Source organism: Haloarchaeobius iranensis, from assembly GCF_900103505.1.
GTDB classification, from domain to species: Archaea; Halobacteriota; Halobacteria; order Halobacteriales; family Natrialbaceae; genus Haloarchaeobius; species Haloarchaeobius iranensis.
The window spans coordinates 94,500-110,594 of the sequence record NZ_FNIA01000012.1; the positions used below are offsets into that span (position 1 = coordinate 94,500).

The window sequence follows — 16,095 nt, forward strand, 5'->3', positions numbered from 1 at the left end:
GGTTGCTATTCTCCCCGCAGGGCGAGCACGCGTCCGCCGATACCGACACCGAGACCGACGAGCGCCGCGAGCGCGCCGAATCCGGGCTGTCCGCCGTCGCTCGTCCGTCGCGGCCCGGGCACCAGCGTCGGGTCCTCGTTGCGCGTCTCGTTCGTCAGTCGCACTTCCAGCTCGCCAGCGACGGTTCGTGCGCCGTCCGCGATGCCGACCGACCATTCGGTCGTCCCCTCGGTGAGCGGGCTGGTGTCGAACGCCACTTCGACGGTGCGCTCGGAGCGCGGGCCGACGGTCACCTCGCGGGTGACGTTCGTGTCCTCCATGGCGACGACGACGGCCGCGGTCCCCTCGCGCTCGCCGCTGTTGACGACGCTCACCGCGAAGGTGGCGTCGCGCCCCTCGATGACGGTCTCGGGTGCCTGCACGTCGACCACCTCGAGGACGGGTCGGTCGGGCTGGGCACCGCCCGGAAGCACCCGGAACGCCGTCGAGGAGGTGACGTCGCCGCCGCCGGCGTAGGGGTTCGACCGGTTCACGGCGAACCGGGCGACGTAGTCGGTGTCGGCGTCGAACACCGTCGCGTTCGGCGGGATGCCGACGACGAACTCGTCGTACTGGGGGAAGTGGAGGAACGTGGCGGACGAGAGGTCGACCGCGGTGCCGTCGCTGCCGCGGGTGATGCGGAAGCTGACGCCGTCGGTGCCGTTGCCGGTCAGGTCCTCGACGCCGTCCACGTAGCCGTGGATGCTCTGGCGCTGGACGAGGACGAACAGCCACTCGTCCTGCTCGACGGTGCCGCTGATGCCCGAGCGCTCGAACGCCGCCGACGCGTCGGCCAGGGGCGGCCCCTCCAGGACCGTGATGGCTGACCGACGGAGCGGGTCGGACGCGAGGGTGACGACGTCCGCGGCGACCACGCGCTCGTCCTGGCGCACCGAGACGGCGTACTCGCCCTCGCCGAGGCGTGCGTCGCGTTGCGGTGTCGTCCGCCGCGCGTCGAGCAGCCGGTCGGGCTGGTCGACCGCGACGGTGCGGTTCGCCACCGCGTCGGCCCCGACGAAGCCGGCGTGGTAGGTGTTCCAGCGGAGGACGACGACCCCGTCTCGGTTCTCGTCTGCCACCCGGACGACGAGCCGGTAGTCCAGGCTCTCGTTCTCGACGACGACCGTCGCCGTGGTCTCGTTGCCCGTCAGGCCGACCGGAATCCGGACCACGTCACCGGGCTGTTCCTCCGTTCCGTTCGGCAGGGACCAGCCCGCCTGTCCCGGGACCCGCCCCCGGTCCTGGGGGATGTGCCACTCGCTGTCCGCCGCTGTCTCGACCGTCCCACCGTCGGCTCCCACCGTCGTGCCTGCGACGCCCGCCGTCGCCACCACCGCGACCGCGAGCAGGCAGACGCAGGCCAGTGTGCCCCACCGTGCCATCTGTCGTGCTACCACTCACCTCATCCTACCCGGTCAAGAAGGTTCTCGTTGTCGGCTCCCGAAGGGTGCGCCATGCACCGCGCGCAGTTCACGGTCGCGACCGAGGAGCGCCTGACCACCGTCGACGTGACCGAGCGCGTCCACGCCGCGGTCCCCGACGACGCGACGGGGCTCTGCACGGTCGCGACCGGCCACACCACGGCGGGTATCGTCGTCCAGGAGGGCGAGTCACGGCTCCGCGAGGACATCGAGACGTTCCTGGCAGACCTGGTCCCGGACGACGGCTGGCGGCACGACGAGATCGACGACAACGCCGATTCGCACCTCAGGGCCACCGTCGCGGGGCGCGATATCTCCACCCCGGTCGTGGATGGCGAGCTCGAACTCGGCTCCTGGGGCTCGGTGCTGTTCGTGGAGTGCGACGGCCCGCGGCGACGGACGGTCACGGTCTGCGTGCTCGAGGGGTAACCAGTCGCGCCACCCGTTCAAGGGCGTCCGGCACCCAGTCGAGCCGTGACCAGCACCGCCATCGTCCGGTTCCGCCGGGACCTGCGGCTCCACGACAACCCGACGCTCGTCGCCGCGAGCGAGGCAGACCGGCTGCTCCCGGTGTACGTCGTCGACCCGCGTCGCGTCGGCGAGCGGGAGTACGGCGGCCCCGACTCGTTCCGGTACCAGCGGACAGGTGGGCATCGCGCGCGGTTCCTGCGAGAGAGCCTGTCCGACCTCCGCGAGCGACTGCGCGAGCACGGGAGCGACCTGCTCGTCCGCCGCGGGCGGCCCGCGGACGTGCTGCCCGAACTCGCCGCCGCCGTCGACGCCGACGTGCTCCACGAACAGGCCCTGCCGACCACGGAGGAGCGGGAGACGGGCGCGGCCGTCGGGGACGCGCTCGCTGCCCGCGGTATCGCTCGACGCACCCACTGGACGCACACGCTCCACCATCCCGACGACCTGCCGGTGCATCCGACGGTCGTCGACGACACGTTCACGCCGTTCCGCGAGCGGGTCGAGGCCGAGTGCACGGTTCGGGACCCCGTCGCCGTGCCCGACCTGCCGTCACTCCCCGTCGGGACGCCCGCGGCCGGGGAGCTGCCCGACCCGCTCGGGAGCGTCCCGGCGGAACCGCCCGACGAGCGGGCGGGCCTCCCGTTCAGAGGCGGTGAGACACGCGCCCTGGACCGTGTCGAGGAGTACGTCTGGGCCGGCGACCACCTGCGCGAGTACAGGGAGACCAGGAACGGACTCGTCGGCGCGGACTACTCCGCGAAGTTCTCGCCGTGGCTCGCCGCCGGCTGTCTCTCGCCCCGGTACGTCGCGAGCGAGGTCGCCCGCTACGAGGCCGAGCGCGTCGCCAACGACTCGACGTACTGGCTCCTGTTCGAGCTGCGCTGGCGGGACTTCTTCCAGTTCCAGTTCCTGAAGCACGGGGGCCAGCAGTTCCGCCGGGAGGGTATCCGCAGCCGGACGGACATCGACTGGCGCTGGGACGAGACCGCGTTCCGGCGGTGGGCCGACGGCGAGACGGGCGTCCCGTTCGTCGACGCGGCGATGCGGGAGCTGGCGGCGACCGGCTACACGTCGAACCGGGCGCGGCAGAACGCCGCGTCGCTGCTGGCGAACGACCTGCGGCTGGACTGGCGGCGCGGCGCCGCCCACTTCGAGCGGCTGCTGGTGGACTACGACCCGGCGTCGAACTACGGCAACTGGGCGTACATCGCCGGCGTGGGGAACGACTCGCGGGACCGGGCGTTCGACGTGCTCTCGCAGGGGGAGCGGTACGACACCGATTCGGCGTTCGTCGCACGCTGGTGTCCCGAACTGGCGCCCCTCGCGGCCGTCGACCCGGCCTTCGCACGCGAGCCGTGGGCCGCGCCGCGCGACGTGCGGGTCGAGGCGGGTGTCGAACTCGGCCTGGACTACCCGCGACCGATGCCGGGGCTCGGCGACCGGTACGACGGCATCCCCTAGAGCACGTCGCTGCGGTCGCTGACGATGCCGTCGACGCCACGGAGCCCGAGCAGGCGGACGATGGACGGCGACCGGACCGTCCAGACGTTCACCTCGATGCCGGCGTCGTGGGCGCGGGGGACGAGCTTCGAGAGCAGCGGCAGGAAGTAGTGCGGGTGGACGTAGTCGCAGTCGAACTCGACCGCCGTCGAAACCGGTCGGTTCCGCAGGCTGTCGGTGAGGAAGGCCGTCGGCACCGACGGCGCGGCGTCGCCTGCCTCGGCGAGGGCGTCACGGTCGAACGACGAGAGCATCGCGTCGCCGTCGTGGCCCGCCAGCAGTTCGGCGGCCTCGGCGGCGACGCCGACCTCCTTGCACTCGACGTTGAGCGCGAGGGAGTCGGGCACCGATTCGAGGACCGCCGCGAGCGTCGGGACGCCCTCGCCGGAGCCGAGCACGTCGAGTCCGGCGAGCTCCGCCCGGGTGAGGTCGGCGACGCGGCCCGACCCGTCGGTGACGCGGTCGACCGTCTCGTCGTGGTGGACGACGACCTCGCCGCTGGCACACCGTCGCACGTCGAGTTCCATCACGTCGGCCCCGCTGCTGGCGGCGTGTTCGAGCGCGGCCAGCGTGTTCTCGGGGGCCTCGTCGGCGAACCCCCGGTGGGCGATGAGTCGCACACGCGCAGTGTCGCTCCGCGTCGATTTACGCGTTTCGTCCCCGGGTTACTCACACGGACGGGGACGGCCGAACTGCTGTCCGGCCGGCGAACGCCTCCACGAACGTGACAGCGGTCTCGGACCACCGCGGGGTGTCGGCGGTACTTGAATCCCCCGACCAGTCCGTCTGAAGGTTGAGGGTGCTGGCGTGTGACAGGCTGACGTATGCAGATAACCGGCGTCACCCAGCACCACCTCAGCCACCAGCTCGACGGCCACTTCGAGCCGACGTGGATACCGGGCTACCCGCAGTCCAGCCACGAGGTGGAACTGTTCGAGGTCGAGACCGACGGGGGAATCACCGGGCGCTGTGCCAGCCCGAGCTTCGCGGGCGGGCTCACCTACGAGGGGCCGCTGTCGCTGTTCCTGACCGGCGAGGACCCACACGACGTGGACGCCATCCGACGGAAGCTCGAGAGCGTCGACCTCATCGGTCCCCGGCCGTGGCATATCGAACTCGCGCTGTGGGACATCATCGGCAAGGACGCCGGGAAACCGGTGTACGAGCTCCTCGGGGGGAGCGACGACCCGATTCCGTGCTACGCGAGCACCGGCGAGGTGCAGGACGTCGACGAGCGCATCGAGTACGTCCAGGAGCGCGTCGACGAGGGGTTCCAGGCGGTCAAGCTCCGGGTCGCCGAGAAGGCAGACGTCGAGGTCGTCCGCGCGGTCCGCGAGTCGTTCCCCGACCTGCCGCTGATGGTCGACGCGAACAAGGGCTGGGCGGTCCGCGTGATGGCGAAGGAGGAGCGGTGGCGCTACAAGGACGCGCTCGACGTCGCCCGCGAACTGGAAGCCATCGGCGGCATCGAGTGGTTCGAGGAGCCGCTCCCGCGACACGACTACGAGGGCTACGCCCGGTTGCGGGACGCCACGGACGTGCCCATCGCCGGCGGGGAGTTCAACGACCGTCCGGGCGAGCTGTACCGGTTCCTCGAACACGACGCGCTGGACGTGCTCCAGCCCGACGCCGCGCTCGCGACGGGCATCCGTGCGGGCGTGAGCGTCGCCGAAGCGGCCGACGAGCGGGGCGTCGCGTTCGTCCCGCACACGTGGACCAACGGCATCGGTTTCGCGGCGAACCTGCACGTGATGGCCGCCGCGGGCTCGCCGTGGTGCGAGTTCCCCATCGAGCCGCCGTGGACGCCCGCGGTGCGCGACTTCCTGCTCTCCGAGACGTTCGACCACGACGACGGGTACATCACACCGCCGGATGGTCCGGGTCTCGGGGTCGAACTCGACGGAGGTGTCCTCGCATGAGCCTGCCCGAGGAGGTGCTGGCGAAGCACCGCTCGGTCGCCGACGACGTGGTCGGCGAGGAGGTCTACGGCCACCTCATCGGCGGCGAGTGGGTCGAGAGCGACGGCGGCGAGACGCGGACGACCCACGACTCGACGACGGGCGAGGCGCTGGCCGAGGTCCAGCAGGGCACCCGGAGCGACGTCGATCGCGCCGTCGCCGCCGCGCGGGAGGCCTTCGAGGGTCGGTGGGGCGAGAAGTCGCCCCAGCAGCGCGCCGACCTCCTCCACGAGATCGCCGACGTCGTCGAGGAGGAGAAGACGAGCATCGCCCGGCTGGACTCGCTCGAGGTGGGCAAGCCGAACAAGCACTCGCTGCTGGTGGACAACACCATCGTCGTCGACCAGCTCAGGCACTTCGCGAGCCTCGCACGGACCGCCGATTCGGGGCGCTGCCCGCCGGCCGGCGAGGACAAGCACATCTACACGCGCCGGGAGCCCTACGGGGTCGTCGGCTGCATCAGCGCGTGGAACTTCCCGGCGATGTTCGTCGCGTGGAAGCTCGGCCCCGCGCTGGCGGCCGGCAACAGCGTCGTCTACAAGCCGTCCTCGCGGGCGGCGCTCTCGACGCTCGAACTCGGCCGCATCTTCGACCGGGTGCTCCCCGACGGGACGGTCAACGTCGTCACGGGGGCGGGGGGCGTCGTCGGCGACGCGCTCACCGCTCACGAGGACGTGGCGAAGGTCAGCCTCACCGGCTCGACCGGTGCGGGACAGGCGGCGATGCGGAACGCCGCGAACCGCGTCGCGCCCGTCTCGCTCGAACTCGGTGGCAACAACCCGAACATCGTGTTCCCCGACGCGGACCTCGACGACGCCGTCGAGGGCGCGCTCGTCGCCATGCTGTTCAACCAGGGCCAGCAGTGCACGGCCGGCTCGCGACTGTTCGTCCACGAGGACGTGCGCGACGAGTTCTGCGAGAGACTGTACGCGCGACTCGACGAGCTGGAGGTCGGCGACCCGCTCTCGCCGTTGACCGACGTGGGCCCGCTCGTCGACCACGACCACGCGGACGAGGTCCGGGGCTACGTCGAGACCGCCAGACAGGAGGGTGCGTCGGTGCTGTACGAGGGCGAGATTCCGGACGAGCTGCGGGACGCGCCGTTCGTGCCGCCCACGCTGCTCGGCGACGTGGACGACGACGACACCGTCGCCGTCGAGGAGGTGTTCGGCCCCGTCGCCGCGCTGTTCGCCTTCGAGTCGCGGGCGGAGGTGCTGGCCCGCGCGAACGACACCGAGTTCGGCCTCGCGGCGGCGGTCTGGACGACCGACCTCGACCGCGCCCACGAGGTCGCGGCCGACCTCGAGGCGGGCACCGTGTGGGTGAACACCTACAACGACCTGTTCGAGCCCGCGCCCTACGGCGGCTACAAGCAGTCCGGGCTGGGCCGCGAGCTGGCGGCGGAGGCGCTCGACGACTACAGTCGGACGAAGTCGGTGAAGATGAACCACGGGGACGTGCCGAACCTGGGCTGAGGGGGAGCAGCCTCCCGGTTGCGACAGATTCGCTGCCTGCTCGACCGCCCGACAGCGACGCCGCTCCCCAAATTTTACATCAACATTCCTTACATTTAAGCCGGGCGACGCCGAACCCCGGCGTATGCGCGCAGTCGTATTCCAGGGCGCGGAGGAGCCGATGACAGTCGAGGACGTCGACCGGCCGGAGCCGGGCGACGACGACATCCTCGTCGAGACGGAGGCGTGTGGCATCTGCCGGTCGGACTGGCACGCCTGGCGCGGGGACTGGGAGTGGATCGGCGTGATGCCCCAGCCCGGCCTCGTGTTCGGCCACGAACCGGTCGGGCGGGTCGTCGAGGTCGGCGACAACGTCGACCGGTTCGCCGTCGGCGACCGCGTCACCAACCCGTTCAACCTCGGCTGCGGGAGCTGTCACCACTGCCGCGACGGCCGCGGGAACATCTGCGAGCGCTCCGTCCCGATGGGGTTCGTCCCGTTCCAGACCGGCGCGTTCGCGGAGTACTACTCCGTCCGGAACGCGGACTTCAACGCCGTCTCGCTGCCGGACGAGGTCGACCCGGTCGACGTGGCTGGCCTCGGCTGTCGGTTCGCGACGGCGTTCCACGGCCTCGCGCACCGCGTCGACGTGACGCCGGGCGACTGGGTCGCCGTCCACGGCTGCGGCGGCGTCGGCCTCTCCGCCGTCCACGTCGCCGACGCCCTCGGCGCGAACGTCATCGCGGTCGACCTCTCCGCCGAGAAGCTGGAGCGCGCGCGGGACCTCGGCGCGGACCGCACCGTCGAGGTGGGCGCGGTCGACGACGTGCCACAGGCCGTCAAGAAGTTCACCGAGAGCTCGCGCGGCGCGGACGTGGCGGTGGACGCGCTCGGAATCGCCGAGACCTGCCGGAACGCCATGGACTCGCTGGGCAAGGGCGGGCAGCACCTCCAGATCGGCATGACCACCAGCGAGGAGGGCGGCGAGGTGTCGCTCCCGGTGGACACGATGGTCACGGACGAACGGGAGTTCTACGGCACCTACGGCATCCCCCCGAACGAGTACGACGAGATATTCCGGATGATGGCGACCGGGAAGCTGGAACCCGGTCGCATCGTCAGCGAGACCGTCTCGCTCGAGGAGGTCCCCGGCGTCGTCGAGGGGCTGGGCGACTACGAGACGGTCGGTATCCCGGTCTGCGACGGGTTCTGAGCGGGGACCTGCGGCTACTTCGTCCCCCGGCACGAAGGCGGTGGTATGAGCGACGACTCGTCCGACTTCGACCCACAGTCCCGCAGCGAGCGCGAAGTTGCGGGTGAGGCGGCGACCGACCGGTCCGACTTCCTCTCCCTGATGGGCCACGCCTACCGCGGCGAGCTCGGCCGGATGACCGCCTGGCGAACGCGAATCGACCGGACGACCAACTGGGCCGTGGTCCTGACGGCGACGCTGCTCACGTGGGCGTTCTCGGGCGAGAACCGCCCGCACTACGTCCTCCTCGTGGGGATGGTGATGGTCACCGTCTTCCTCGGCATCGAGGCACGCCGGTACCGAACGTACGATATCTGGCGCTCACGGGTCCGGCTGCTGGAGGAGAACGTGTTCGCGAACGCGCTCGACCCCGACGGCGCCGAGCAGGCCAACTGGCGGGAGCTCCTGAGCGACGACTTCCGCGAGCCGACGGTCAAGACGCCGCGGACCGAGTCCGTCTCGCGGCGCCTCGGTCGCGTCTACCTCCCACTGCTGTCGGTGCTCGTGGGTGCCTGGCTCGTCCGGCTCACCGTCTTCTCGGGCACTCCCGGGAACGTCGTGTCGGGTGCTGCCATCGGGGGACTCCCGGGTCGCCTCGTCGTCGCCGCTGTCGCGGTCTTCTACGTCGGGCTCTGGGCGGTGTATGTCTGGCCCCGGCAGCGTCAGGCCAAGGGTGAGCTCCGCACGGCCGAGGAGACGGACGACTGGAAGTGACGGGCTCGACCGGGTGGGTGCACGGCCGTCGCTCGAACACACGACTCCGTCCGGGGGAAGGGGTAAGGCCGAGGCGGGAGAACCCGACAGCATGGCCATCGCACTACCCAGCGAGGCGGACGAGTGGATACAGGAGTGGCGCGACCAGCTGAACGACTCCGACCGGTACGGCGAGGTCGGCGAGGGCTGGGGCGTCGGCTTCGACGGCTCGTTCCTGTTCGTCATCCAGCCGGACGATACGTACGACGGGGACGCCATCCACCTCTACGTGGACCTGGTGGACGGCGAGTGCACCGCCGCACGCATGGTCGACGGCGAGGACGCCGTGGACTGGGGCTTCGCGTTCCGGGGCAGCTACACGAACTGGAAGCGGCTCATCCACGGCGAGGCCGACCCCATCGAGGGGATGATGAGCGGCGAGTTCGACCTCGACGGGGACATGCAGAAGGTGCTGCAGTACAGCAACGCCGCGGTCGTGATGACCGAGAACGCCGGCGCGGTCGACACCGAGTTCGAGTACTGAGCCGCACCGGACCGGCGGCTCGGCGGTTTCCTCCCCGCGTTACTCCACGACGACGGTCCCGACCATCCCGGCGGCCTCGTGCGGGATGCAGACGTAGGCGTGCTCGCCGGTGGTCTCGAACGTGCGGACGTAGGACTGACCGGACTGGACGGCTCCCTGTCCGTGCTCCCAGCCCTCGCGGGCGGCCGACTCGCTCTCGAAGTCGCCGGAAGCCCAGTACGTCGCGCCGTCCGGCAGCTCGTCCTCGACGGCGGTGACGGAGTGGGCCTCGCCGCCGGCGTGGGTCCAGGCGACGGTGTCGCCCGCCGAGACTGTCAGCTCCGCAGGGTCGAACGCGACCGCGTTCATGTCGACGACGTGGTCGGCGTCCTCGGGAACGCCCTCGACGACGTTCGGGCCGCCCGAGAGCTCGGTCTCCGCCCCGCCGTCGGCGTCGGACGCACCGACGGGTGCGGCGTCGGGCGCGCCGGCGACCGCGAACTGTGCGCGGAGCGAGGCGTCGGCGAAGGCGCTCGCAGCAGCCGAGACGCCGCCGTCCTCGACGGCCGTCCCGAGGTCGCCGAGCGCCCCCTCGAAGCCCTCGTAGGCGTCGTGGTCGGCCTCCTCGAGCAGCTCGTGGACGCGTGCGCTCTCGAATCTGGCGAAGGCGTCCTCGACGATGCCGGCCGCTGCCGCGCTCTGCGACCCACCGGCGGACGAGACGACCGTGTAGATGGCCTCGACGGCGCGGTCGTTGAAGCTCCGGACGGCCTCGGTCGGGTCGCCGGAGCCGGCGGCCCCCCGGGCATCCGAGAGCGCGGTCTCGAAGGACTCGTAGAGCTCGTGGTCGGCGTGTTCGAGCGCCTCGTGGAAGCCGCCGGCACCGGCCTCGAAGTGACCGAAGGCGTCCTCCAACGCCGTGGCGGCGCGGTCGTTCGCACCGGCGATGGCGAGCGCTCGTGCGTCGAAGCCACGTGCGGCCATGTAGCCGCTCTCGACGGCGCTGACCTGGGCGGTCGAGCCCGCGGTCGTCTCGAAGGAGAGCAGCGCATCCATCGCGCCGCTGGCGTGGGTCTCGACGGCCCCGTCGTCGCCCGCCTCGAACGCGGTGATCAGCCCGTCCAGGTGCTCCTCCTCGAACGTGTGGTAGAGGTCTTCGCTGGTGTGTTCGAGGGTCTCGTGGAAGCCGGCCTCGTCGCGCTCGAACGTCTCGAACAGCCCGCTGGCGACCGCTGCCGCGGCGGCGGTCTCGCCGGAGTCGTAGCGCTCGACGGCGTCGGCGAGTCGGGCGCGGAAGTAGCCGGCCTCGAGCAGCGCCGGCTCGTCACCGGTGCCGAGCGTCTCGATACCGGTCAGGAGCGCGTCGTCGACGGTTTCGACGGCGGACTGGACGCCCTCGTCGTCGCCCTCGTCGATGGCCGTCGAGAGCGCGGCGAGTCCGTCCTCCTCGAACTGGTGGTAGGCGTCCTCGCTGGCCTCCTCGAGCGCCTCGTGTGCGCGAGCGCCCTCGAAGTGCGCGAAGACCGCCTCGACGGCAGCCCTCGCGGCGGCGGTCTGTCCGGCCTCGTACAGCCGGACGGCGTCGCGGACCCGGGCCCGGTAGACGGTGAGCGCGGCGGCGTGGGCGAACTCGGTCGACGGACCGCCAATCCGCGAGAGCGCAGCGGCGTCCCAGCCGAGCGCCTGGAAGACCGCGACGTGGCCGCTGCCGGCGACGGCTTCGGCGGGTGCGATGCGGTAGGAGCCGTCGATGGCGGCGGTCAGGACGGTCTCGGCGTCGGCGCGGACCGACGCGGCGTCCTCGCTTCTGGCGGACTCGACGACGGCGTCGACACCGCCCTCGAACCGGGCGTAGGCGTCCCCCTCGGCGGCCTCCAGCGCCCCGTGGACCGGCGCGTTCTCGAACCGGGCGAGGACGGCCTCGGCGACGGTCGCCGCACCCTCGAACGCGCCGGCGTCGGCCAGCATCGCGGCGTCGGCGACTCGTGCGCCGAGCGCCTGGAGGTCGAGCGCCTGTGCCGCGGTGTCACCGACACGCGTCCGCTGGGCGCTGTGGAGCTGGTCGCTCCCGATGGAGGCCTCCTCGCTCGCCCGGCCCACGTCGCCGACGTCGAGGCCGGCGGTCCGGAGCTCGCCGAGTGCGCTCTCGAACTCCTCGTAGGCGGTCTCGCTCGTCGATTCGAGCGCCTCGTGCGCGTTGTGCTCGCCGGAGGCCTCCTCGAAGCGCGCGAAGGTGGCCTGGGCGACGCCTGCACCTGCCTCCGGGCTCCCCGCGCGGCCGAGGGCGACCGCGTTCCAGAGCCGGGTCCGCATCGCGTTCCACTCGGCGGCGACGGCGACGTCGGTCGCGGCGAGGCCGCCGTCACCGCCGCTGGACTGCTCCGCCTCGTCCGTCCCATCGACCGGCTCGTCGGTGGGTGTCCCGGTCTCCTCGTCGGTCTCGTCCGAACCGAACATCCCCGCACAGCCCGCGAGCCCCAGGCTCGCGGCGACTGCACTGCTCCCCTTCAACCAGTCGCGTCGTGTCTGTCGCATATTTTTAGGCTGGCCTAAATATTCAAAGCGCTTTCGATTTCGGGCCGCCTAAAACTCCGCTCTTTCCCCTCGGTCCGTCGCTGGTTTGTAGCTGTCGATAGCTCGCTTCGGACCGACCCGAACCCGTTCGTGCCGACCGCGCGAACGACCGGCGCATGAGGTCCGTGGGGGTGCGACTCGAACCGGAGGACGGGCGTTTCCGGGGGTCGACACTGTGCTGGCGACGCTACCGGGCGTCCAGCGGGCCGAGGCGTGCGTCCCCGACGCGCTGCTCGAGGGCTGACGCGTCGGGCTCGGGACGGGGTGTCGACCGAGCTTCTTTGGCGTCCGCGCGCTTTCACCCACGTATGGCCGTCAGCTTCGACTTCTCGGACCGTGTCGCCATCGTGACCGGCGCGTCGGGCGCGCTGGGCAGTGCCGTCGTGGACGCGTTCCGCGACGCGGGCGCGACCGTCTGTGCCGTGGACGTGGTCGACCCGAGCGACGAGGACGCACAGCTCGACCCCGACGCGGGGACGACGTTCTACCAGGCCGACCTCACCGACGAGGCCGAGGTCGAGGACCTCGTCGCGCAGGTCGTCGCGGACCACGGCGGCATCGACCACCTCGCGAACATCGCCGGCACGTGGCGGGGTGGCGACCACCTCGAGGACACCGAGCTCTCGGAGTTCGACCTGCTGTGGAACGTGAACCTGAAGACGGCGTTCCTCGCGACGAAGCACGCCCTGCCGCACCTGCAGGAGTCGTCGGGCTCCATCGTCTCGGTGTCCGCGCGCTCCTCGCTGTCGGGCGGCGAGGGCGACGGCCCGTACCGCATCACGAAGGCGGGCATCCGGCTGCTCACGGAGACCGTCGCCGAGGAGAACCTCGGCACCGTGCGGGCGAACTGCGTGATGCCGTCGGTGCTCGACACGCCGATGAACCGCGAGATGATGACGCCGAGCGACGACTGGGTCGACCCCGCCGACGCGGCGCAGGTCATGCTGTTCCTCTGTTCGGAGGCGGCGTCGCCGACGAGCGGCGCGGCGGTGCCGGTGTACGGCGAGGCCTGAGCGGTCGGCGACTCACTTTTCGCCGTCGTCGTCCCCATCACCGTCGAGCACGCCGGGCAGCCGGACGCGTGCCGTGGTCCCGTCCTCGCCGGTCTCGAACGACAGCTCCCCGCCCAGCGCGTCGACGCTCCAGGTGACGAGCCAGAGGCCGAGCCCGCTCCCGTGGTCGAGTGCGGACTCCTCCTCGCGGTGGAGCGCCTCGAGCTCGTGGTCGGGGATGCCGGGGCCGTCGTCGCTGACCGTGAAGACGGCGTCGCGGCCCCGGTCGGACTCGCTCTCCGCGAGTGCGACGGCGACGGACGGCTCCCCGGTGCCGTGTTCGAGCGCGTTCTCGAGGAGGTTCGAGAGCACGGTCCGGAGCAGCACCGGGTCCGTCTCCAGCCGGAGGTCGTCGGGGACGGCGAGCGCGACATCGGCAGCGTCGGCGGAGGCCAGCACCTCGTCGAGGAGCTCGCGGACGGCGACGGGTTCGACGCGCACGTCGCGTTCCATCGTGCGCTCGATGTCGCGGGCCTTCTCGCCGAGGGCGAGCAGGCTGGCGGTCTCGTCGGCGGCGGTCCCGAGCATCCTCTCCAGCTCCGGGTCGTCGGTCCGGGACCGGACCTCGTCGAGGTAGCCCTGGACGACGGTCAGGTCGTTCCGGAGGTTGTGCCGGAGGACGCGGTTGAGCACCGCGAGGCGCTGCTTGCGGGCGAGCTCGTCGGTCACGTCCTGGAGCACGACCGTGTAGCCGAGGGTCGTGTCACCGGGGCCGGTCAGGGGCGTGACGACGACGGTGAACGTGAGTCGCTCGCCGTCGGCGTACGTGCTCACGCGGCGTTCGCCGGTCCGTTCGGTGGTGGCGTCGACGGCGAGGTAGTCGTCGAGCGGATCGGTGAGCGCGGCCCGCTTGTCCGCCCCGAGCAGTGACTCGGCAGCCGGGTTGAGCGTGACGATGCGGTTCGTCTCGTCGACGACGAGGACCGGGCTGCCGAGGTCGTCGATGGCCGCGCGTTCGCCCGTCCGTCGCGTCGCCGGGTTGAGCGCGAACATCTCGCTCCGGAACAGCGCGTAGGCGTCCAGCGCGACGTGGGGGATGAACGCGACGGCGACGAAGTTGAGCTCGGGATACGGGCCGAGTTCGAGCAGCCAGAGCCCGACGGCGACCAGCGGCGGGAGCGGCGTGAGCGCGATGGCGATGGCCTGGGTCCGGTAGAGCGGGCCGTAGCTGAGCACGGTGTCGATGAGGAGGAAGATGGAGACTGTCAGCACCGCCGCGAGCAGCACGAACTGGAGGTAGACGGGAAGGCCGACGGCGTAGTCGGCCGCGGCGACGCCCTCGGTCGGGACGACGGTGAACGAGCGCCAGGCGAGCTGGTGGAGCGGGTTCGTGACGACGACCGCGCTGAAGGCGACGGCGTCGACGACCAGCAGCGCGAACCACGGCCGGCGGAGGGCGTGTCCGCGGCCGGTGTACTCGAAGGCGAAGGCGACGTAGCCCACGACGACGACGGCCGCGCCGACCCAGAACAGCGACTCCAGCACCTCGCGGGTGACCTGGTCGAAGACCAGCATGGCGACGGCCTGCGAGCAGCAGACCAGCACCTGGCCCGCGATGACGACCAGGAACGACCGCCCGCCGGGCTTGTCCGCGAACCGCAGGACGTAGCCGAAGAAGACGAGGTTCACCACGCCCGCCAGCAGGGCGAGGAGGGCGGGCCAGGCGAACTGACTCATTACCTGCGGCTACCGATTGCAACCACTTGCGGGTTCCGGCCCCCTGTCGGCGGGAGCGACGGCGCCCGCCGCGCCGACCGCCAGCGTTTTCGACGGGACGCACCTACCGGACATCCATGCTTGCGTACCACGCTCTGTTCGTCGTCCTCGTCGTCGGGACGGAGCTGTTCTTCGCCGGGCTCTCTATCGTCAACGTCCGGTACGGCGCACGGACCGCCCGCGCCCGGTCTGACTGGATGCGCGAGACGCTCGGCGTCGAGGACGTCGAATCGGTGCTCGACTACCAGCGTGCCCGCGTCGGGCTCTCGTTGCTGGAGACGGCGACGACGCTCGGGTTCCTGTTGCTCGCGCTGTACTCCGGCGTCGTGACCGACGTGGTCGTCGCCCTGACGGAGACGGGGCTGTCGCCGCTGCTCCAGGGCATCGCCTTCGTCGTGCTGGCGCTGCTCGCGACGCGGGTCCTGGGTGCCCCGTTCGACCTGTACAGCACGTTCGTCGTCGAGGAGGCCTTCGATTTCAACAACCAGTCGCCCGCACTCTGGGTGCGGGACTACCTGCTCGGCACGGTCCTGAGCCTCGTGATCGTCGGCGGGCTCGCCGCCGCCGTGCTCTGGTTCGTCGAGAACGTCCAGTACTGGCCCGTCGCGGGCTGGGCGCTCGTCGTCGGCTTCTCCGTCGCGATGCTGGTGCTCAAGCCGCGGGTCATCGACCCGTTGTTCAACGAGTTCACCCCCGTGGAGGAGAGCGACCTCCGGGACGCCGTGGACGAGGTGTTCGAGCGCGCCGGCTTCCGCTGCGAGCAGGTGTACGAGATGGACGCCAGCAAGCGCTCGGGCCACTCGAACGCCTACTTCGTCGGCTTCGGGCGCACCAAGCGCGTCGTGCTCTACGACACGCTCGTCGAGTCGATGGAGAACGACGAGATACAGGCCGTCCTCGCCCACGAACTGGCCCACTGGAAGCGAAAGCACATCCCGAAGTTCATCGCGCTCGCGGCGGTGCAGTTCGCCGTCGTCTTCGCCGCACTGGGTTACCTCGCGGGCCAGCCCTGGGTGTTCGACCTGTTCGGCTTCCCCGCGGAGGCGACCTACGCCGGGCTGTTCGTCGCCGTCCTGCTCGTGGGCCCCGTCCTGCAGCTGACCGCCCCGCTCCAGAACTACCTCTCGCTGGAGCGTGTCATAGAAAGCCTCCCAAGGGAGGCCGCAGGGTTTGGAAACTGTGTCCAGCAGTACCAACGCCCTGCAAGACGTAGCTTCGGTAGACGACTTCTTGAATGCGGCGGCTACCGAGACAGTACCGTTGTTCGAGTATCTTGAGTTCGATTTTCTGCTGGAGTACGACGTGTTCGCCCCCGCTTGCCGGGGGCGAACACGAGTTCACGAGCCAGCAGACCTCTTTCGTGGCTTCCTCCACTGCTACTACGAGGATGTCTACGGCACGCGTCCGGTTACACGAGAACTTCAGAACGGCCTTGTCTGGTA

The 16,095-nt window shown here is 70.9% G+C and carries 13 protein-coding genes and 1 pseudogene; 10 read left to right on the forward strand and 4 right to left on the reverse strand.

Translation table 11 applies throughout. The features are described 5' to 3' along the window. Nucleotides 1-5 precede the first annotated feature (5 nt). Complete coding sequence (locus tag BLT27_RS11890; protein ID WP_089734156.1) at nucleotides 6-1,421, reverse strand: DUF7827 domain-containing protein; 1,416 nt, start codon at nucleotides 1,419-1,421, stop codon at nucleotides 6-8. A 72-nt stretch (nucleotides 1,422-1,493) separates the two neighbouring features. Between BLT27_RS11890 and BLT27_RS11895 the strand changes: the two genes are divergently transcribed. After that, complete coding sequence (locus tag BLT27_RS11895) at nucleotides 1,494-1,889, forward strand: secondary thiamine-phosphate synthase enzyme YjbQ (RefSeq protein ID WP_089734158.1); 396 nt, start codon at nucleotides 1,494-1,496, stop codon at nucleotides 1,887-1,889. A 45-nt stretch (nucleotides 1,890-1,934) separates the two neighbouring features. After that, on the forward strand, nucleotides 1,935-3,392 hold the full coding sequence (locus tag BLT27_RS11900) for a DASH family cryptochrome (protein WP_089734160.1): 1,458 nt from the start codon (nucleotides 1,935-1,937) through the stop codon (nucleotides 3,390-3,392). Here BLT27_RS11900 and BLT27_RS11905 read toward each other — a convergent pair. Next, nucleotides 3,389-4,051 carry a glycerophosphodiester phosphodiesterase gene (locus tag BLT27_RS11905; protein ID WP_089734162.1) on the reverse strand — a complete coding sequence of 221 codons (663 nt, stop codon included), beginning with the start codon at nucleotides 4,049-4,051 and terminating at the stop codon, nucleotides 3,389-3,391. The two genes, BLT27_RS11900 and BLT27_RS11905, sit on opposite strands and share 4 nt — an antisense overlap. 204 nt (nucleotides 4,052-4,255) lie before the next feature. Between BLT27_RS11905 and BLT27_RS11910 the strand changes: the two genes are divergently transcribed. The 5 genes from BLT27_RS11910 to BLT27_RS11930 all read left to right on the forward strand — a co-directional run bounded on the left by BLT27_RS11910 (nucleotide 4,256) and on the right by BLT27_RS11930 (nucleotide 9,332). Beyond that, a complete protein-coding gene (locus tag BLT27_RS11910) occupies nucleotides 4,256-5,350 on the forward strand; it encodes a mandelate racemase/muconate lactonizing enzyme family protein (protein WP_089734165.1) in 1,095 nt (364 codons plus the stop codon). Then, nucleotides 5,347-6,864 (forward strand): aldehyde dehydrogenase family protein, encoded by a 1,518-nt coding sequence (locus BLT27_RS11915; protein ID WP_089734167.1) that lies wholly within the window; start codon nucleotides 5,347-5,349, stop codon nucleotides 6,862-6,864. Before BLT27_RS11910 ends, BLT27_RS11915 begins: the two co-directional genes overlap by 4 nt. Nucleotides 6,865-6,988: 124 nt before the next feature. Continuing rightward, nucleotides 6,989-8,056 carry a zinc-dependent alcohol dehydrogenase family protein gene (locus tag BLT27_RS11920; RefSeq protein WP_089734169.1) on the forward strand — a complete coding sequence of 356 codons (1,068 nt, stop codon included), beginning with the start codon at nucleotides 6,989-6,991 and terminating at the stop codon, nucleotides 8,054-8,056. Between the two features lie 45 nt (nucleotides 8,057-8,101). Beyond that, nucleotides 8,102-8,809 (forward strand): DUF2270 domain-containing protein, encoded by a 708-nt coding sequence (locus tag BLT27_RS11925; RefSeq protein WP_089734171.1) that lies wholly within the window; start codon nucleotides 8,102-8,104, stop codon nucleotides 8,807-8,809. Nucleotides 8,810-8,900: 91 nt separating this feature from the next. Continuing rightward, entirely contained in the window at nucleotides 8,901-9,332 is a 432-nt protein-coding gene (locus BLT27_RS11930) for an SCP2 sterol-binding domain-containing protein (RefSeq protein ID WP_089734172.1), read from the forward strand. 39 nt (nucleotides 9,333-9,371) lie between these two features. On the opposite strand, the gene BLT27_RS11935 is transcribed toward BLT27_RS11930, so the two are convergent. After that, nucleotides 9,372-11,846 (reverse strand): DUF5059 domain-containing protein, encoded by a 2,475-nt coding sequence (locus BLT27_RS11935; RefSeq protein WP_089734175.1) that lies wholly within the window; start codon nucleotides 11,844-11,846, stop codon nucleotides 9,372-9,374. 347 nt (nucleotides 11,847-12,193) lie between these two features. Between BLT27_RS11935 and BLT27_RS11940 the strand changes: the two genes are divergently transcribed. Continuing rightward, on the forward strand, nucleotides 12,194-12,898 hold the full coding sequence (locus BLT27_RS11940; RefSeq protein WP_089734177.1) for an SDR family oxidoreductase: 705 nt from the start codon (nucleotides 12,194-12,196) through the stop codon (nucleotides 12,896-12,898). A 12-nt stretch (nucleotides 12,899-12,910) separates the two neighbouring features. On the opposite strand, the gene BLT27_RS11945 is transcribed toward BLT27_RS11940, so the two are convergent. Next, entirely contained in the window at nucleotides 12,911-14,614 is a 1,704-nt protein-coding gene (locus BLT27_RS11945) for a histidine kinase N-terminal 7TM domain-containing protein (protein WP_089734179.1), read from the reverse strand. Nucleotides 14,615-14,730: 116 nt separating this feature from the next. On the opposite strand from BLT27_RS11945, the gene BLT27_RS11950 reads away from it, so the two are divergent. Further along, nucleotides 14,731-15,930, forward strand: a complete 1,200-nt coding sequence (locus BLT27_RS11950; RefSeq protein WP_089734182.1) for a M48 family metallopeptidase — start codon at nucleotides 14,731-14,733, stop codon at nucleotides 15,928-15,930. After that, nucleotides 15,833-16,095: pseudogene (locus BLT27_RS11955) on the forward strand (IS5/IS1182 family transposase); the annotation flags it as partial. The gene BLT27_RS11950 and the pseudogene BLT27_RS11955, both read left to right, overlap by 98 nt.